The 17,072-nt window shown below is 73.5% G+C and carries 15 protein-coding genes; 8 read left to right on the forward strand and 7 right to left on the reverse strand.

What is annotated here, in order from left to right; genetic code table 11:
* Positions 1 to 26: 26 nt before the first annotated feature.
* The 6 genes from C6N31_RS36315 to C6N31_RS36340 form a co-directional block, all read right to left on the reverse strand.
* Positions 27 to 890, reverse strand: coding sequence for a class I SAM-dependent methyltransferase (locus C6N31_RS36315; RefSeq protein ID WP_138353480.1), 864 nt, complete (start codon positions 888 to 890; stop codon positions 27 to 29).
* On the reverse strand, positions 887 to 2,368 hold the full coding sequence (locus tag C6N31_RS36320; RefSeq protein ID WP_138353479.1) for a 4-hydroxyphenylacetate 3-hydroxylase family protein: 1,482 nt from the start codon (positions 2,366 to 2,368) through the stop codon (positions 887 to 889). Before C6N31_RS36320 ends, C6N31_RS36315 begins: the two co-directional genes overlap by 4 nt.
* A complete protein-coding gene (locus C6N31_RS36325) occupies positions 2,365 to 2,940 on the reverse strand; it encodes a flavin reductase family protein (protein ID WP_187144740.1) in 576 nt (191 codons plus the stop codon). The genes C6N31_RS36320 and C6N31_RS36325 overlap by 4 nt, the downstream gene beginning before the upstream one ends.
* Positions 2,937 to 4,766 carry an asparagine synthase (glutamine-hydrolyzing) gene (asnB, locus tag C6N31_RS36330; protein WP_198359118.1) on the reverse strand — a complete coding sequence of 610 codons (1,830 nt, stop codon included), beginning with the start codon at positions 4,764 to 4,766 and terminating at the stop codon, positions 2,937 to 2,939. The genes C6N31_RS36325 and asnB overlap by 4 nt, the downstream gene beginning before the upstream one ends.
* Positions 4,766 to 5,617: a hypothetical protein gene (locus C6N31_RS36335; RefSeq protein WP_138353476.1), complete on the reverse strand. Its 852-nt coding sequence runs from the start codon at positions 5,615 to 5,617 to the stop codon at positions 4,766 to 4,768. The genes asnB and C6N31_RS36335 overlap by 1 nt, the downstream gene beginning before the upstream one ends.
* A 334-nt stretch (positions 5,618 to 5,951) precedes the next feature.
* Positions 5,952 to 6,878 (reverse strand): response regulator transcription factor, encoded by a 927-nt coding sequence (locus tag C6N31_RS36340; RefSeq protein ID WP_198359119.1) that lies wholly within the window; start codon positions 6,876 to 6,878, stop codon positions 5,952 to 5,954.
* Between the two features lie 641 nt (positions 6,879 to 7,519).
* Between C6N31_RS36340 and C6N31_RS36345 the strand changes: the two genes are divergently transcribed.
* From C6N31_RS36345 to C6N31_RS36370, 6 genes are all read left to right on the forward strand, one after another.
* Complete coding sequence (locus tag C6N31_RS36345) at positions 7,520 to 8,470, forward strand: ABC transporter permease (protein ID WP_198359120.1); 951 nt, start codon at positions 7,520 to 7,522, stop codon at positions 8,468 to 8,470.
* Complete coding sequence (locus C6N31_RS36350; protein ID WP_138353473.1) at positions 8,467 to 9,366, forward strand: ABC transporter permease; 900 nt, start codon at positions 8,467 to 8,469, stop codon at positions 9,364 to 9,366. The genes C6N31_RS36345 and C6N31_RS36350 overlap by 4 nt, the downstream gene beginning before the upstream one ends.
* A complete protein-coding gene (locus C6N31_RS36355; protein ID WP_198359121.1) occupies positions 9,363 to 10,181 on the forward strand; it encodes an ABC transporter ATP-binding protein in 819 nt (272 codons plus the stop codon). Before C6N31_RS36350 ends, C6N31_RS36355 begins: the two co-directional genes overlap by 4 nt.
* Complete coding sequence (locus C6N31_RS36360; RefSeq protein ID WP_198359122.1) at positions 10,178 to 10,975, forward strand: ABC transporter ATP-binding protein; 798 nt, start codon at positions 10,178 to 10,180, stop codon at positions 10,973 to 10,975. Before C6N31_RS36355 ends, C6N31_RS36360 begins: the two co-directional genes overlap by 4 nt.
* A 78-nt stretch (positions 10,976 to 11,053) precedes the next feature.
* Positions 11,054 to 12,688 carry an ABC transporter substrate-binding protein gene (locus C6N31_RS36365; RefSeq protein ID WP_138353472.1) on the forward strand — a complete coding sequence of 545 codons (1,635 nt, stop codon included), beginning with the start codon at positions 11,054 to 11,056 and terminating at the stop codon, positions 12,686 to 12,688.
* A 47-nt stretch (positions 12,689 to 12,735) separates the two neighbouring features.
* Positions 12,736 to 13,761, forward strand: a complete 1,026-nt coding sequence (locus C6N31_RS36370; protein WP_138353471.1) for an LLM class F420-dependent oxidoreductase — start codon at positions 12,736 to 12,738, stop codon at positions 13,759 to 13,761.
* 43 nt (positions 13,762 to 13,804) lie between these two features.
* Here C6N31_RS36370 and C6N31_RS36375 read toward each other — a convergent pair whose 3' ends face one another.
* The gene (locus C6N31_RS36375; protein WP_138353470.1) at positions 13,805 to 15,940 is read right to left on the reverse strand and encodes a tetratricopeptide repeat-containing protein; all 2,136 of its coding nucleotides are present in this window, start codon (positions 15,938 to 15,940) and stop codon (positions 13,805 to 13,807) included.
* 49 nt (positions 15,941 to 15,989) lie between these two features.
* Here C6N31_RS36375 and C6N31_RS36380 point away from each other — a divergent pair, with 49 nt between their 5' ends.
* Complete coding sequence (locus C6N31_RS36380) at positions 15,990 to 16,169, forward strand: hypothetical protein (RefSeq protein WP_198359123.1); 180 nt, start codon at positions 15,990 to 15,992, stop codon at positions 16,167 to 16,169.
* 632 nt (positions 16,170 to 16,801) lie between these two features.
* Complete coding sequence (locus C6N31_RS36385; RefSeq protein ID WP_198359124.1) at positions 16,802 to 16,978, forward strand: hypothetical protein; 177 nt, start codon at positions 16,802 to 16,804, stop codon at positions 16,976 to 16,978.
* Positions 16,979 to 17,072: the final 94 nt, after the last annotated feature.

The following is a 17,072-nucleotide window of genomic DNA, read 5'->3' on the forward strand; positions in this document are numbered from 1 at the left end:
CGGTGACGGTGCTTCCAGACTAGGCGTCAATCACGTGGCTGGAGTTTCCACAGTCGTACGGGCATGTTGCTGACCCAGCCGCGTTCACCCTGCCGTCGCCAGGCGGCGTCGCCGACCGCCCGGAAGAACTCCGCACGTTGCGTGGGCGGGACGAGACGGCTGTAGTAGTCGCCGAAGGTGGCGGCGTGGAAGTGGCTGTACTGGCCCGCGTCCTCGATGTGCACCACGGCGTCGCGGTCGAGGACCGACTCGACCCGGAAGTACCGCTCCAGGAGCCCGGCCAGGTCCTCGACCGTCCGGGTCCGGGTGGCGATGGGCAGCACCGCGCCGCCCGCCTCCCCCTCCCCCGCCGCGAACACCGCCGGCACGGCGTCCCGTTCGGCGCCGAGGGCCACCAGGGCGTCACGGACGAGGTCGTCCTCGCCGCCGAGGCCGTGCTCGTCCCGCGCCGGATGGTAGGTCGTCAGCAGGAAGTGCCCGCCGGGGGCGAGGTGGTCGCCGACCCAGGCCAGGATGCGGTCCTCGTCGGGGTACAGCCAGTGCAACACCGACGTCATGGTGACCACGTCCGGCCGGTACTCCAGCGGGGCGGGCACGGTCAGATCGGCCTGGTGCAGCGCGACCCGGTCACCGTACGGGCGCAGGTGTTCGGCCGCCTCGGCGATGCGGTGCTCGGACCGTTCCAGGCCGACCGCGAGCCGCAGTGACGGCTGGCGGTCGAGGGCGGAGCGCAGCAACTGGCCGATGCCGCTGCCGAGGTCGAGCAGCACCTCGGGCTCGCCCGGCACCTGGTCGAGCACCCAGTCACGGTCGTGGACCTGCCGGAGCCTGCTGGCGTCCGCGTAACCGGACAGCGTCCGGGCCTGGATCTCGACGGCTGACGCGGTCACGACTGGACCTCCGGGGAAGTGGTGGGTCCGGCGATGAGCCGCCGCAGGCGCTCGCGCACGCTGCTCTGGTCGTAGCGCCGGTACAGGTTGATGCGGTTGCGGGCCAGGTCTCCCCGGTGGACGAACTCGTAGAGGTCCTGGCGCTGGCCGAAGCCGTCACCGGTCAGTTCCCAGGCGAGCCGGAAGAGCCGGGACTTGTGTTCGGCGTCGATACCGCGCCCGCGCATGTAGCGGTCGAGGTGCGGCCGGAGCCGTGGGTTGGCCAGATCGTTCGCCGTCGGCTGCATCAGCAGCCCGGAGGCGCCGATGCCGCGCACGATGTCGACCGCCTTGCCCGCCACTTCGGCGGACCACACCCGGCTGGCCGCGGTGTCTCCGGGCGCCAGCAGGCCGCTGTCGGTGACCGTGGCACGGGCTTCGGCGGCGTCCAGGAAGTACTCGGTGAGTTCGGCGTAACCGGCCAGCGTTCCCAGGTCCTCCTGGATGTTCCGGAAGCCGTCCACACCGATGCTCTCGGCCACGAGGGTCGCGGTGGCCAGCAGGGTGCGCAGCCGCTCGCGGTAGCGGACGTGCCCGATATAGGCGCTCCAGGCGTTGATCCGGCCCAGGCCGGTCCTGGCCAGCTCGCTCTCGCGCAGCAGGAACACCCGGTCCCAGGGCACCAGGACGTCGTCGAAGAACAGCATGGCGTCCTGCTCGTCGAAGCGGGCGCCGAGCGGATGGGCGTGTCCCCACGGGCTGCTGCCGAGGGGTTCGCGGCACAGGGTCACCAGGCCGGGTGTGTTCAGCGGCAGGGCGAACCAGACGACGAACTGTTCACCGCGGCGCTGGGCGAACGACGCCGACAGGTAGACCAGCACCTCGTGCGCCAGCGGGGCCAGGGTGGTCAGCTGCTTGGCGCCGCGTACGACGATGCCCCGCTCGTTCTCCGACAGCACGCGCAGCGCGAGATCGGGATCGTCCACCGGGTCGGCGGACCGGTCGATCTGCGGATCGCCCAGCGCGTGCGAGAGCACCAGGTCGTTGCGGGAGGTGTGGTGGTACCAGGCCTCGGCGTTGGTGCCGAATCCGGTGCGCGCCTTCTCCAGCTGGTGGCGGAAGTCGTAGAGGCCGACCGCGATGGAGGCCATGAAGGCGGGCGAGCGACCGTGCTGGCCGAGGGATTCGGCGTGCCAGAACTCGGCACTGCGCCGCTGCACGCGCAGTTCCTCCACGGTGCGCGGCGGCTGGTAGGCGCGGGCCAGGCGCTGCCCGGTGGCCGGGTCCTGCCAGGTGAGCAGGTCCTGGTGGTCGGGATGGTGCTGGAGGTCGAGCAGCCGGCCTATCTCGTCGGCGGCGGGCTTGAACGCCGGATGGCCGGCCGGGTCGCTGATGCGCTTCCCGTCGAGATAGAGCTCACGGCCGTCGTCGAGCTCGGCCCGGTACCGGTCGGCGGTGAGCAGGCCCCGTCCGGTGTCGGTGGTGTCCAGCAGGGTCATGCGTGCACTCCAGTCGGGGTGATCGGTTGGCGGTCGAGGGAGCGGTACCGTCCGTCGTGGTAGAGCAGCGGCTCACCGTCACCGGTGTCCGCGGCGACGGCCTGCCCGACGAGGATCGCGTGGTCGCCGCCGGGCAGGACGCTGTGCAGCCGGCAGTCGAACCAGGCCAGGCAGTGCTCCAGGACGGGTGCGCCGGTGATCTCCGTCCGCATCGGCGCGGTGGTGAAGAAGCCGAGGGCGCGGCCGGCGCCCGGGGCGGCGAACCGCCGGGCGATGTGCTCCTGTTCCCGGCTCAGCGCGCTCACGGCGAACCGGCCGCTGCCGCGGACGGCGTCCACCAGCGGGCTGCGCCGGTCCACCGCGACGCTGACCAGCAGGGGTTCGAGGGACAGCGTGCACAGCGAGGAGACGGTCTTGGCGAAGACCTCCTCGCCCCATTGGGTGGTCAGGACGCCGACTCCGGTGGTCCAGTGCCGGGCCGCGGCGCGGAAGGAGTCCGCTCCGAGGGCCGGTTCGGTCCGCGGGCGGCCGGACGGGGCCTGCGCGCGGGCGGAGGGACTCGTGGGGCTCATCGCAGCCCCACGCGGTAGGCCCGCAGCCATTCGTCGACCTGGATCAGGTGGTCGAGGCCGCCGATCGGGTTGGGAGCCGTTCGAGGGCTGGGCAGCGGACGTCCTTCGGCGAGCGCGCGGCGCACCACGTCCCGGTCCACCAGGTCGAAGACCGGCGCCTGCGGATCGGCCAGCAGTTCGTGCGCGCGGGCGGTGAGCACCTCGCTGTAGCGGACCGCGGGGGTCGACGGGTAGCCGCTCTTCGGGCGGTCCGTCACCTGGGGTGGCAGCAGATCGCGGACGGCGTCGCGGAGCAGCCCCTTGGAGCGCCCGCCGGGGGACTTGAGGTGCCACGGCACGTTCCACAGGTACTCCACCAGCCGGTGGTCGCAGAACGGCACCCGCACCTCCAGGCCCACCGACATGCTCACCCGGTCCACCCGGTCCAGCAGCGGCGGGAGCCAGCGGGTCAGCGCGAGATGGAAGACCTCCCGCAGCCGCCGGTCCGGTCCGGTCTCGCCGTCCAGCCGCGGCACTTCGGCCAGCGACCGCCGGTACGCCTCGGCGGTGTACTCGTCGGGGCGTACCTCGGCGCGGACCTCGGGGCGCAGCAGCGCGGCCGGGGTGGTGCGGCCGTGCAGCCAGGGGAAGGTGTCGGCGGCGAGCGCCCGCGCGTCGTGGAAGTAGGGGTAGCCGCCGAAGATCTCGTCGGCGGCCTCGCCGGAGAGCGCCACCGTGGAGTGCCGCCGCACCTCGCGGAACAGCAGGTGCAGCGAGGCGTCCATCTCCCCCCAGCCGGGCCGGTCCCGGGCGCGCAGGACGGCGTCGCGGGCGTCGAGCATGTCGTCGTCGGGGACCACGACGGAGGTGTGCCGGGTGCCGATGTGCTCGGCGGCGGCCTGGACGTACGGGGCGTCCAGGGTGGTGCGCCAGGCGTCCGGGGTGCGTTCCTCGCTGCCGGGGAAGTCCACCGAGAAGCTGGTGACCTTGCCCTGGCCGGCCCGTTCGCGGGCGCCAGCGGCCAGCGCGGTGATGGCGCTGGAGTCCACGCCTCCCGACAGCAGGGTGCACAGCGGGACGTCACTGAGCAGCTGGCGCTCGACGCTGTCGGCGAGGAGCGCGCGGACCGTCTCCCGGGTGGTCGCCGGGTCGTCGGTGTGCGGCTGTGACTCCAGCGCCCAGTAGGCCGACTGCCGGGTCGCGGACCTGCCGACCGTCACCACGGTGCCGGGGCGCACTTCGTGCAGACCGCGGAAGAGTCCGTGGCCCGCCGTCGGCGCGGCCGGGAGGGCGAAGAGTTCGGCGATGCCCTCGGCGTCCAGTTCGGCCCGGAAGAGCGGGTTGGCCAGGACGGCCTTGGGCTCGGAGCCGAACAGCACCCCGCTGCGGTGGGCGTGCCAGTACAGCGGCTTGATCCCCAGGTGGTCGCGGACCAGCAGCAGTTCCTCGCGGCGGGTGTCCCACAGCGCGTACGCGAAGATGCCGTTGAACCTGCGGGGTGCCTGGTCACCCCACTGCACGTGCGCCCGCAGCACGACCTCGGTGTCCGACGCGGTGCGGAACTCGTGCCCGAGGGCCCGCAGTTCGGCGCGCAGCTCGCGGTAGTTGTAGAGCTCGCCGTTGTAGCTGATGACGGCGCGCGGAAGGGGGAGGTCCCGCAGCGGCTGCACACCGCCGTCGAGATCGATCACCGAGAGCCTGCGGTGCCCGAGTGCGGCGTACTTGGAGAGCCAGACACCGTCGGCGTCCGGTCCCCGGCACGCCAGGGTCTCGGTCATGGCCCGCACGGTCCGCTCCCTGGTACGCAGGTCGGTCTCCCAGTCGACCCATCCCGTGATCCCGCACATCACGCCTCCCGCGCGTTGACGGGGAGGGTGACGTCGCCGGCCGGGGCGTCGGCCTCCCAGCGGCAGCCGTGCCCGGTGGGTCCGCTGCGCAGCCGGTGCGAGGGACGGTAGCCCTTGGCCCGGATGTTGGCGGACAGCGCCTCCGTGCAGTAGGTGCACGGCGAGGCCAGCGTGAGGCGCACTCCACTGCGGCGGGCCCGCTCGCGGTAGTCCCAGATCGCGCAGTGGGTGATGGTCAGCGCCGCGTGGTCGGGGCCTTCGGGTGCGTCGGAGTCGAACTCGTAGTCGGAACCATAGAGTTCGGCCTGCCGGGCGATGCGGTGGATCGGGTCGGCGGCGCCCCGTCCGTGGTCGGGCTCGACCGTGCGGTGCACCTCGGCGTTGGCACCGGCCCACCCGGCGAGCGACTCCTCGCCGTACCGGGTGACGAGGAATCGCTCCATCAGGGCCTGGCCGCGGAAGAACACCCGTTGCCAGGCTGCCGAGTCGGTGTCCCGCGCATCGGGCAGATCGGCGAAGAGTTCGGCCTGCAGCGCGAACCAGTCGGTCAGATGGAGATGGTCGCCGCGCGCCGCCAGGAACGAGGTGAGTCCGGCCTCGGCCTCGTGCAGGCGCTGGCGCCACAGGGCCGAGCGCTCGTCCTCGGGCATCGACCGGTACGCGGGGCGGTACGGGGCCGGGTAGGGGAGGTCGTACGGGCCGCCGGCCGCCGGGAGCGTGCTGCCGTCCGCGGAGCGCGACTCCCCCAGAACCGCGGTGCGCGGTCCGGGGACGGTCCCGGCGCCCGCGCCGCGTGGAGTGGGTTCCTGGGGTCCGGTCCGTGCGATGGCTGCCTCGGGCACATCGCTCATCAGGGTCTCCTTCTACAGGTTCTACGGGGACGGGTCGTGCGGGACCCGGGACCCCGGGCTGTGCGGCCGTCGCGGGTCGGGGGGTACGGACCCGGGATGCGGACCCGGGGTGCGGGTCGCGGCGGTCTCGGTCGTCGGCAACGCTACGGAGCGGCACCCCGTGGCCAGAAGCCCCGAACGGAGCGGGCCGGGGCGACCTACGGAGCCCACGGCTGCTCCTAAGGTCGCCCCGCTCCGGCCGGGCCCGGACATGCCGAAGGCGGGCACCCCGCACGGGTGCCCGCCTTCGGCAGTGGTACGGCCGCCGCTCCGGTACCGGAGCGGCGGCAGTCGATCAGCCGGCCAGGCCGTGCCGGTGCGCGTAGAGCGCCGCACGCAGCCGGTCGGACTGGCCGATCTTGCGCATCGCCTGGGTCAGGTGCTTCTTGACAGTGGCCTCGGCCAGCGCGAGCTCGCGCCCGATCTCGGCATTGCCCAGGCCCCGGGCCAGCTGGGAGAGCACGTCGTGCTCCCGGTCCGTCAGTCCGCAGTGCTGCGGCGGTGACTCAGCGGCGTGCCCGGCCAGGCTGGCCAGGTGCACCCGGGCCGACGGCGGGGCGGGCAGGAAGACCGCGCCGCCCGCGGCGGCGGTCGCCACCGCGCTGATGATGCGGTCCTCCGGCAGGTCCAGCGGGAAGCAGCCGTTCGCCCCGGTCAGCAGCATCCGGCTGGCCTCCGCCGTGCTCTCCGCCCGGCGCAGCAGCAGCACCCGCGCGTCGGGCGCCCCGTCGGCGCCGCGCAGTTCGACCACGGCGGCGAGGTCGTCAGCGAGTGTCGCGCCGCCGCCCAGCAGGATGACGTCGGGCTGTACTCGTCGCACGCCCTCCACGGCGCGCAGCGGGTCACCGGTGCTGCTGCCCACCACGGTCATCCCCGGCACGCTGGCCAGGACGCTGCGCAGTCCGGCGCTGGCCACCGGGTGCCGCTCCACCAGGAACACCCGGGTGGTGTCGGAGGCCCGGTCCGCGGCCACGGTGCACAGCGGATGCCCGCAGGAGCAGGCCGGTTCGGCGGCGGGGCGGCGTACCGGACCGCCGCCGGCGGAGAACGCGTCGGGCTCGGCCAGCAGTTGGTGTCCGGCGATGAGGTCCAGCGGATTGTCGATCTCGATGTGCAGCGCGTCCGTCGTGGCCGGCCGGGCCGGGGCGGACGGGCCCCGCCGCCCGGACTGCCGCCGGTTGCGTCCGGAGCACGGGTCGGCGAGTTCGGTCAGCGTTCCCATCGGGAACCTCCGGACCGGCGTGGCGGGTTGACGGTACGGGCGGGCTGTCCGGCCCGGCCGGCTGGTCGACGGGTCAGGTCGCGGATGTCGTGCGGCATGGCGGTGCGGTCCCCTCGGAGGTGACGGAGCCGGTCCCTGGCGGGACGACGCGGCGATAGGACGCGGGTTCCGCCCTGTTCCATGACGGTTCCGTGGTCCCGGGAACGTCACTGACGGATCATCAGAGGGGCGGCTGGCCGCTGCTGGAGGAGGGGCGCTGCCGGGCAGCCAGGGGCTGGGCGGTCAGCGCCGGGCGCCGGGGCGACATGTCTCGTCGAAGCACCTGCGGTGCCACGAGCCGCAGATGCCGACCAAGGTGAAGTCGGTGCGCCGGATAGCCATGCGCGCAGGTTAATTCCGAACGCGAGTACGGGTCAAGGTCGGTCCACGACCCGTGCCGCGGGGCAGCGTGCTGATCCGCACCCCGGATCCTATGACCACAGGTAACCGCATGAACGCCTGGCTGGCTGCCGCCCGGCCGGCTGAGCCACCTTCTTCCCATCGGCCGGAGTGACCGGCCCTGGAAGGACCACGCTCATGCCAGCCCCTGCCCGTCTCCCCGTCGCCCGGCCGCCGGGCGCCCCGCTCCGGCCGGTGCCCGCATGAGACGGTTCCTGATCCGGCGGCTGCTGCTCGCGGTGCCCACCCTCGTCGGTGTGACGCTGGTGGTCTTCGCCACCGTGGCCCTGGTGCCCGGCGACCCGGTCAGCGCGTTCCTGGGCCCCGGGGCTCCGCCGCAGGCGCACCAGGAGCTGACCGACCGTCTCGGCCTGGACCGGCCGCTGCCCGTGCAGTACGCCGACTGGCTGACACACGCGCTGCACGGCGACCTCGGCACGTCGATCGCCGGCCAGCGCCCCGTCGACCAACTGCTGCTGCCGGCAATGGGCCAGACCCTGATCCTGTCGGCTGCGGCGTTCACGCTGGTCCTCGTCGGCGGAATCGTGCTCGGTGCCGTCGGCGCCCTGCGGCCCCGCGGTCCGCTCGGCAGGGTGTCGGGCGCGCTGAGCACCGTGTCGGTCTCCGCCCCGCAGTACTCGGTGGCGCTGCTGCTGATCGCCGTCTTCGCGGTGCGGCTCGGCTGCCTGCCGGCCGGCGGTACGCATGACGTCTTCGGCGACGGCGGCCTGCCGGACCTGCTGCGCCATCTGATCCTGCCCGCCGTGGCGGCCGCCCTGGTGCCGCTCGGCCTCACCGCCAAGGTGTTCCGGGCCGCGCTCGGTTCGGTCCTCGCGGGGGATCTCGCCGACAGTCTGCGGGCCCGCGGGCTGAGCCGTACGGCCGTGCTGCGGCACTGCGTGCACAACGCCTCCCCCGCGCTGCTCACCATCGGCGGCCTCCAACTGGCCTATCTGCTGGAGGGCGTGGTCTTCGTGGAGACGCTCTTCGCCTGGCCCGGCCTCGGACATCTGCTCTACGACGCCCTCACCGCACGCGACCTGCCCCTCATCCAGGGCGGCGTCCTGGTGGTCGCGGTGGCCTTCGTCGGCGTCAACATCCTGGTCGACACCGCCCACGCCTGGATCGACCCGCGCGTCCGGAGCCCCCGATGACCGTGCTCCGTACCGGTACCTCCGCCCGAGGGCGGCTCCCCTTCCGAGCCCTGCGGGCCGCCGCACTGCGACGTGACGCCGGGCTGCTGCTGCCCGCCGCACTCGCCGCGCTGCTGCTCCTGGTGGCCGTCGCCGCACCGCTGATCGCCCCGTACGACCCGGTCGCCGGATCACTGCGGGTGCGCCTGCTCGACCCCGGCAGCCCCGGCCATCTCCTGGGGACCGACGGGCAGGGCCGCGACGTGCTCAGCCGGCTCGTCTGGGCCGCCCGCCCCTCCCTGATCGGCGGGTTCGTCCCGGTGGCGATCGCCGCGACGGCAGGCACCGCGCTGGGCATCGCCGCCGGGCTCGGCGGCCGGGTCACCGAACAGGCGCTGCTGCGGTCGCTCGACGTGCTGTACGCCTTCCCGGGCATCCTGCTGGCGATGACCATCGCCACCCTGATGCCGGCGGGCCTCGGCGCGACCGTGCTCTCGCTGTCGGTGGTGCTCACCCCGGCGGTGGCCCGGGTCGCCCATACCGAGGTGGCGCGGATCCGCACCGCCGAATACCTGGAGGCGGCCAGGGTCAGCGGAGCCGGCCGCACGCTCGTCGCCGTACGCCAGGTCCTGCCGGTCGTCGCGCCGGTGATCCTGGCCTACGCCTCGTCCCTGATCGGGCTGTCCGTGGTGTACGCGGCCGGGCTCTCCTTCCTCGGCCTCGGCGTCCCGCCACCCACCGCCGAATGGGGAGCGATGCTGGATGACTTGCGTCCCAGCCTGCTGACCCACCCCGGTGTCGCCGTCCTTCCCGCGCTCACCATCCTCATCGTCTCGGTGGTCTGCAACACCCTCGGCGAGGCCCTGCGGCGCCGCATCGGCGACACGGGTGACCTCGCCGCGGAGGCGGTCCGATGACCCCGCACGCGCCGCTGGCGACCGGCCGACCCGGGCTGCTCGTCGAGGAGTTGTCCGTCGACCACCCGGGCCGGGACTCCCCCGTGCACGCCGTGGACGCCGTGTCGCTCTCCGTCGAACCGGGCGGTGCGCTGGTGCTGCTCGGTGAGTCGGGCAGCGGCAAGACCACACTCGCCAGGACCGTGCTCGGGCTGCCCGGCCGGAACGCCCGGGTCACCGGCCGGATACGACTCGGCGGGACCGATCTGCGCGCGCTGACCGAGCGGGAGTTCTCCCGGGTGCGGGGCAGCCGGATCGGCTATGTGCCGCAGGATCCCACCGGTTCGCTCGATCCGCTGCGCCGCATCGGTCCGCAGATCACCGAAGTCCTGCGCCGGCACCGCGTGGTCACCACCCGCCGCGCGGCCCGGGACGCCGTACCCGGGCTGCTGACCACGGCGGGGATCCCGGAGCCGGAGCGCATCGCGCGCAGCTTTCCGCATGAGCTCTCCGGCGGGCTGCGCCAGCGTGCGGCCATCGCTCTCGCGGTCGCCTGCGAGCCCGAACTGCTGATCGCCGATGAGCCGACCACCGCGCTCGACGCGCTGGTCCGATCGCAGATCCTGGATCTGTTCGGCAGTCTGCGCAGCAGGCACGGTATCGCGGTACTGCTGGTCACCCACGACCTGTCGGTGGCCCGGCGGGTGGGCGGACAGGTGGCGGTGATGCGCGCCGGGCGCATCGTCGAGTCCGGCCCCGCCGGCCAGGTGCTCTCCCGGCCGGCGCACTCCTTCACCGCCGAACTCGTCGCGGCCCGGGCGGGGGCACGCCGATGAGCGTCAGCGCGGGGACCGGCCACGAGGACACTCCCCTGCTTCATCTCACCGACGTCACCAAGCGCTACCCGGGCGGGCGGCTCGCGCTGGGAGGGGTCAGTCTGGGCGTCGGGCGCGGCGAGACGGTCGGCCTGGTCGGCGAGTCCGGCTCGGGCAAGTCCACCCTCGCCCGACTGGCGCTGGGGCTGCTCGCCCCCGACACCGGTTCGGTCCGCTTCGCCGGCCACGACCCCCACCGGCTCCGCGGCCGGAGCGCACGTGCGGTACGCGGACGGCTGCAGTTCGTTCCGCAGAATCCCGGCGGCTCGCTCAACCCCGGCCTGCGGGCCGGGGAGGCGGTGGCGTTCCCGCTGGGCCTGCACGGCGTCCCGCGACGGGACCGGCCGCAGGCGGTGGCCGCCCTCTTCCAGCAGGTCGGGCTCGACCCGGGGCTGGCCCGGCGGTACCCGCGCGAACTGTCCGGCGGTCAGCTGCAGAGGGTGGCCATCGCGCGCGCCCTGGCCCCCGGCCCGGAGCTGCTGGTCTGTGACGAGCCCACCTCGGCGCTGGACCGCACCGTTCAGGCACAGGTCCTGGACCTGCTGGTGGAGCTCCAGGACCGCACCGGTATCGGGTGTCTGTTCATCTCCCACGACCTCGCGGTCGTCCGGCACCTCGCCGACCGGGTGCTGGTCCTACGGCACGGACAGGTGGTGGAGGAGGGGCCGGTCGCCGACCTGTGGCGGGCGCCCCGCCATCCCTACACCCGCGCTCTGCTCGCCGCCGCAGGCGACGAACCGGCCGATCTCCCCTGACCGTTCGGGCCGCCCCCGCCCGATCCATTTCCTTGTACCCGTCGACACCGACATCTCCACCGACCCCGAGGACTCACGATGACGCACCACCACGCCACGCCACGCTTCCGGCGCAGAACCGGGGCCCTGCTGACCGCGGGACTGCTGCTCGCGGCTGCCGGCTGCGGATCGGCGGCCACCACGACGGGTTCGGACGGTCCGGGTGCCTCCGACACCAACGGCCGGGGCGGCACACTCGTCATCGGCGCGACCGGCAAGCTGCCCAACCCCGACACCGTCATCGGCGGCGCCGGATTCGAGGGCAAGCGCCTGGTCGGCTTCCAGCTGTACGAGGGCCTCACCCGTTACGACCTGTCCAGGACCGACGCGCCCCCGGAGATCACCGGCGCGCTCGCGGAGTCCTGGAAGGTCGCGGCCGATGCCAGGACCTGGACCTTCACCCTGCGCAAGGGCGTGAAGTTCCAGGACGGCACCCCCTTCGACGCCGACTCGGTCGTCTTCAACCTCGACCGGTACCTCGACAAGCACAACGCGCAGTGCACCGACGCGCTCGGCGCCGCCGCGCAGGAGTACGCCGGGGACATCGCCACGTACCGCAAGGTCGACGCCGACCACGTCGAACTGGTCACCACCGCGCCCAACGGACACTTCCCCGAGGACCTCGCCCATGTCCTGATCGCGAGCCCCACCGCCGTACGGAAGTACGGAACGGCCGACTTCGGGCAGCACCCGGTCGGCACCGGGCCCTTCGCGTTCAGCTCCCAGACCGCCGGGCAGGAGATCGACCTGGTCGCCTACAAGGGGTACTGGCGCGGTGCGCCGAAGCTCGACCGGCTGGTGATCAAGTCGCTCCCGGACGTCGCCGCCCGTACCGCGGCGCTGCGCTCCGGCGGCGTCAACTGGATCGAGTACCCCAACCCCGACGACATCGACAGCCTCAAGGCCGACGGGGTGCAGCTCGTCACCAACAGCTACGACCACCTGTGGTACTGGATCCTGGACACGTCGAGAGCACCGTGGAACGACCCGCGGGTCCGGCAGGCGGCCAACTTCGCCATCGACCGCAAGGCGATCGCCGGCAAGCTGCTGCACGGTACCGCCGACCCGGCCTACCAGGCCGCGCCCCGGGCCACCTTCGCCTTCGACCCGGCCGGCGACGCGTACTCCTACGACCCGGCCAAGGCCAGGCAGTTGCTGGCCGAGGCGGGCAAGGCGGGCGGCTTCAGCACCACCGTCACCGTTCCGACCGGCGGCTCGGGCAACCTGCTGCCGGTGCCGATCAGCGAGGCGATCCAGCACGACCTCGCCGCCGTCGGCATCAAGGTGCAGCTCCGCACCACCGACTGGTCGACCCTGATCAGCGCCGAGGCCAAGGGCCAGGTCGCGCTCGGCTCGGACGCGATCGCGCAGTCCACCACCCTGTTCCAGTCCGAGGCGCTGCTGCCGCTCTTCATCGGCAGCAAGAGCCCCTTCTGGACGGGCCACTACACCAACGCGCGGGTGGACACCCTGCTCGCGTCCGCGTCGGCCTCGACGGACCAGGCCAAGCGGCGGGCCGACTACCGGCAGGCGCTGGATCTGGTGACCAAGGACGCGCCGTGGCTCTTCGTGGTGAACGACCGCAATCCGCGGGCGCTGTCACCCAAGGTCCGCGGTCTGGTGCAGCCGCAGTCATGGTTCCTGGACCTGACGACGGTCTGGGTCCGCAAGTAGCCCGGCGCTTCCCGCCGTTCACCCGCCACGAGAGGACCGTCGCCCCCATGACCGCCCCGCACGACCTGCCTCCGCGCCTCGCGGCGGCCCCACCGCGGTGGGGCATCACCCTGCCGCTGCCGGGGCTCACCATCGACCGGCACCGCTTCATCGTCGAACGGCTCCCGGACCTCGGCTACACCGACGTCTGGAGCGCCGAGGGCGGCGGGACCGACGCCTTCACCCCGCTGGCCGCGGCAGCCGCCTGGTCCTCGTCGCTGCGCATCGGCACCGGCATCGTCCCGGTGCACACCCGCGGTCCCGCGGTACTCGCCCAGACCGCCGCGACCCTCGCCCAACTCGCCCCCGGACGGGTGCTCCTGGGGATCGGCGCCTCCGTACCGGCCCATGTCACGGACATCAACGGCATCCCGTTCGACGAACCGTTCAAACGCACCCGGGACGTCCTGCGGTTCGTCACCCGTGCGCTGCGCGGCGAACACGTCTCCGGGGACTTCGACACCTTCTCCATCACCGGTTTCCAGCTGCCGCACCCGCCGGCCGCCCCGGTCAAGGTCATCCTGGGCGCGCTGCGTCCTGGCATGCTGCGGCTGGGGTTCACCGAGGGGGACGGGGCGATCACCAATCTGCTCTTCCCCGAGGACGTCCCCACCGTGCTGAACGCGGTCGGGCCGCAGCCGGCCGGCAAGGAGCTGGTGGTGAAGGTGTTCGTGTGCCCCACCGAGGACACCGACTACGCCCACCGCGCCACCCGCCCCTTCCTTGCGTGGATCCTCAACCGCGAGCCGTACCGCAAGTTCCACGAGTGGCTCGGGCACGGCGAGTTGCTGCGGGAGTCGCACGAACGGTGGGAGGCCGGCGATCCCGAGGGCGCCCAGAAGTCGCTGCCGGACGAGGTCGTGGACGGTCTGTTCATCAGCGGATCGCCCGAGGAGTGCCGGGAGCGGATTCTGCGGTACCACATCCCGGGGGTGACCACGATCCAGCTGTACGTCTCGCTGCCGCCGGAGGTCTTCGTCAGCCGCGCCAAGCTGCTCGACACGCTGGCCCGGCTGGGACCCGCCGCCGGATGAGCGGTGTCTGGTCCGTGGGGGTACGGGTGTGGCTCCGCACGGTCTAGGAGCCGGCGAGGCTGCCCCAGTGCTTCAGCAGCTCCGCCACTTCGCGGGTCCGGGGATGTTCCGCGCCCTGGACCCGCGTCATGTCGGCCAGCAGGGTCGTCAGACGGGTCCTCGCCCCGGCGCGGTCGCCCGCCCTGTCCTGCAGTTCGGCACTCTGCTGCCGGGTTCGCAGCGCCCGGGGATGGTCGGCGCCCAGGATCCGGTCGATGAGCGGCTGGAGACCGGCCAGTTCGGTCACGGCGTCGGCCGGGCGGCCGGTGAGGCCGCTCCAGAAGGCGAGGTTGACGCGGCAGGTGAGGGTCGTCGGATGGTCGGCCCCGAGCGCGCGTTCCGCGTCGTGCGCGGCGGCGGCGAACTCCTCGACCGCCTGCTCGGGGCTGCCTGCCAGGCCCCGCCAGTAGGCGAGGTTGTGCCGGGCGACGAGGGTGTCGTGGTGGAGTGGTCCGGCGGCCGTGCACAGGGCGTCGACGGCCTTGAGGTGCATCTCGACCGCCGCGTCGGGGTCTCCCGCCTCCCCGATCCACCGTCCCAGGTCGGTGAGGGCACCGAGGGTGGCCGGGTCGCCGAGGCCCCGTTCCCGCTCCAGGTCCTCGGCGACCGCGGCGTAGGCGTCACGCGCGGCGACCGCGTCGCCCGCGAGCCCCCGGCACATGGCGGCGTAGCCGCGGGCGTCGAGAGTGAGCGCGGCGCCCGGCCCGAGCGCGCGGGCCGCGTCGGCGGCGAGGGTGGTGAAGGCCTCCGACGCCTCGCCGACCGCGCCCGACTCCATCAGGAAGCGGGCTTCGTGCAGCCGCACGGACAGCGTGTCGGGATCCGCCGCGCCGAGGTTCCGTTCGGCCTCGCTCCGGATCGCGGTCAGCTCGGCGTGGGCGGCGGTGGCGTTGCCGCGGTCACCGACGGCCTGGGCGACCTGCGAGCGGAGGAACAGGACGTCCCGGTGCCCCTCCCCCAGCCGGGCCCGTGCCCGGACCAGTAGTTCGGAGCAGGTGTCCCGGGCGGCGGCGGCCCGGCCCAGACCGGTCAGATGGGGACCGGTACGGCGCAGCACGGGATGCATCCGGCCCTCCCGGAACAGGTCGCCGGCCGTCAGCCGGAGCGCCTCCACATTGCGGTACAGAGCGGCCGCGAGGTCGGGACGGATCTCCCGCGACGCCCAGACCTCTTCCAGTGCGTCCGCCGCCGCGGCGGCCAGGGCCGGCCGGTCACCGGCAGGTACGGTCTCCCGCGCGGCGCGCTGCACCAGGGCGTGCGCCTCGACCGTGGCGGGGCCGCGTTCGCTGTCGTGGGTGACCAGGCTCAGCCGGTGCAGGGCGCGCAGCGCGAGGAGGACGTCCCGTTCCCGCGGCCGGTCCTGCTCCTTGCCGATCCAGCGCCGGGCGGCGCCGGTGTGCAGCACCACCTCGGGTATGCCGCCGGGAGCCAGCATCGCCACCAGTTCCAGCGCCGCGCGGACCGTCCCGGGGTGGGCCAGCGTCTCGGCGCGTTCGAGGGCCGGCCGGAAGGTGCTGGACACCGTCCCGCCGTGTTCGTCGGCCGGGGACGAGGAGGGGAACAGGTCCGCCAGCGTCTCCTGCTGGTCGTCGAGGAGCCGCCGGTACTGCGCGAGGCTCAAGCCTGTGTCGATGACGAACGCCGCCGCCTGGGACAGCGCCAGCGGGAAGCAGCCCAACGCCTCGGCGAGGGACTCCACTCCGGTGTCGTCCTGCGGTCCCGTGATGCTGTCGGAGGCCGGGGACGACGAAGGGCCTGGAGCCGCGCTGAGGCGGGCACGCAGACATCCCGCGGCTTCCTCTGGGGTGAACATCCCGACCCGGATGATCCGGGCGGACGGCCGGATCACCGACGCGTCGCGGCGGCGGGTGGTGACGACGCTCGTCCCGTGGTCGCCGACGGGCCAGATCCCCGCCAGTTCCGCCGGGTCGTCGACGTCGTCCAGCACCACGAGCCACGGCCGGGTGGTCGTACGCAGCCAGCCGACGAACAGGTCCGCCTCCGCCTCCTCGTCCCATCCCCGGTCCCCGCCACCGGCGTCCCGGGCGCCGGCGGCACCCTCGCCGGCCATCACCCGCCAGGCGCGGGCACAGGCCGTCAGTGCCGACTGACGGGACGACGCGGGAACCCAGACCGCCAACTGGCCGCGCTGCCGGGCGCGGTGGAAGGCGGCCGCCGCCAGCTGCGACTTGCCGACCCCCGCCCGCCCCGGTGAGCACGACCTGGCGGACCTGACCCTCCTCGATGGCGGAGTCCAGCGCGCCGGCCAGGTCCGGGCGCTCCCGCAGGGCCGCCGCGTCGCTCGGCGGACGGCCGACGGCAAGGCCGCGCGCCGCTCCCGCCGGGCCCGGTTCCGTTCCGGCACTTGATTCCGCGGCGCCGTTCCGGGCAGGGGAGCGTTCCTCGTAGGCGGCGCGCCACAGCCGTTCCCACTGCGCGATGGACAGCCGGGGAGCCGGTCCCGGCCCGGTTCTGGCCACCGCGGTCTCGACGGCGCGGACCACGGCCACGACGACGTCGAAGTCCCGTGGCACCGACCGGCCGCCGAGCCACTCCCCCAGCCGCCGGGCGTTGACCTCGACCCTGCGCCCCGACGGCAGCGCCGTGCGGCCGGCGCGGCGCGCCAGTGTCTCGTCCGACACGTCGGGCAACTCCCGGCGCAGACGCGCCAGCGCCTCCGCGAACGCCGCCCGTGCCTCCCCGGATCCGCGCCCGGTCACCGCCGCCACCCCCGCCCCCGCTCCCCGCGCCGCACCGGCCGATGTGAATCCTGTGGGCCCACTGCCGCGTCGAGGTTCCCAGTCTGCCGTCCGGAGCGGCTGTTCGGCCGGTGTTCCCGGAGCGGGCCGCACCGGGGACCGGCTGTTTTCTCGGCGACCCTACTCCGACCTGGCACGACGTGAGTTGCGGCGCGGACGAACCCGCGACGGGGCCGCGCGGCCGTGGCTACGTTCGACCCATGCCGCAGGGACAGCGCGGCACTCTTCAGTGAGGAGCGGAAATGACGCAGCAGCAGACGCGCGACCCCCTTGGCCGGTGGAAGGCGTTGATCTTGTTCGGGGTGGTGTGCAACGCCATCGGCCTCTTCACCCACGTGCCGGTGTGGACGCTACTGGGAGCGCCCACCGCCTTGGTCGGCGTGATCGGCCTGTTCGCGGCGCGGCGTCCGCGGACCTGAGCGGACCTGAGCGGATCTGAGAGGACCTGACCGGGGGGCTAATACTGCAACCGCATGTGGGGGTGGTGGCCTCGGCGTTGGTAGTGGCATCTGC

Origin of the sequence: Streptomyces fildesensis (assembly GCF_016107395.1) — a bacterium.
GTDB lineage: Bacteria > Actinomycetota > Actinomycetes > Streptomycetales > Streptomycetaceae > Actinacidiphila > Actinacidiphila fildesensis.

What these genes read in the sequence shown, in the direction of transcription:
- C6N31_RS36320 (WP_138353479.1), bottom strand. Translation starts at nt 2,368, where the DNA reads ATGACCCTGCTGGACACCACCGACACCGGACGGGGCCTGCTCACCGCC.
- C6N31_RS36325 (WP_187144740.1), bottom strand. Translation starts at nt 2,940, where the DNA reads ATGAGCCCCACGAGTCCCTCCGCCCGCGCGCAGGCCCCGTCCGGCCGC.
- asnB (WP_198359118.1), bottom strand. Translation starts at nt 4,766, where the DNA reads ATGTGCGGGATCACGGGATGGGTCGACTGGGAGACCGACCTGCGTACC.
- C6N31_RS36335 (WP_138353476.1), bottom strand. Translation starts at nt 5,617, where the DNA reads ATGAGCGATGTGCCCGAGGCAGCCATCGCACGGACCGGACCCCAGGAA.
- C6N31_RS36340 (WP_198359119.1), bottom strand. Translation starts at nt 6,878, where the DNA reads ATGGGAACGCTGACCGAACTCGCCGACCCGTGCTCCGGACGCAACCGG.
- C6N31_RS36345 (WP_198359120.1), top strand. Translation starts at nt 7,520, where the DNA reads ATGAGACGGTTCCTGATCCGGCGGCTGCTGCTCGCGGTGCCCACCCTC.
- C6N31_RS36350 (WP_138353473.1), top strand. Translation starts at nt 8,467, where the DNA reads ATGACCGTGCTCCGTACCGGTACCTCCGCCCGAGGGCGGCTCCCCTTC.
- C6N31_RS36355 (WP_198359121.1), top strand. Translation starts at nt 9,363, where the DNA reads ATGACCCCGCACGCGCCGCTGGCGACCGGCCGACCCGGGCTGCTCGTC.
- C6N31_RS36360 (WP_198359122.1), top strand. Translation starts at nt 10,178, where the DNA reads ATGAGCGTCAGCGCGGGGACCGGCCACGAGGACACTCCCCTGCTTCAT.
- C6N31_RS36365 (WP_138353472.1), top strand. Translation starts at nt 11,054, where the DNA reads ATGACGCACCACCACGCCACGCCACGCTTCCGGCGCAGAACCGGGGCC.
- C6N31_RS36370 (WP_138353471.1), top strand. Translation starts at nt 12,736, where the DNA reads ATGACCGCCCCGCACGACCTGCCTCCGCGCCTCGCGGCGGCCCCACCG.
- C6N31_RS36385 (WP_198359124.1), top strand. Translation starts at nt 16,802, where the DNA reads ATGACGCAGCAGCAGACGCGCGACCCCCTTGGCCGGTGGAAGGCGTTG.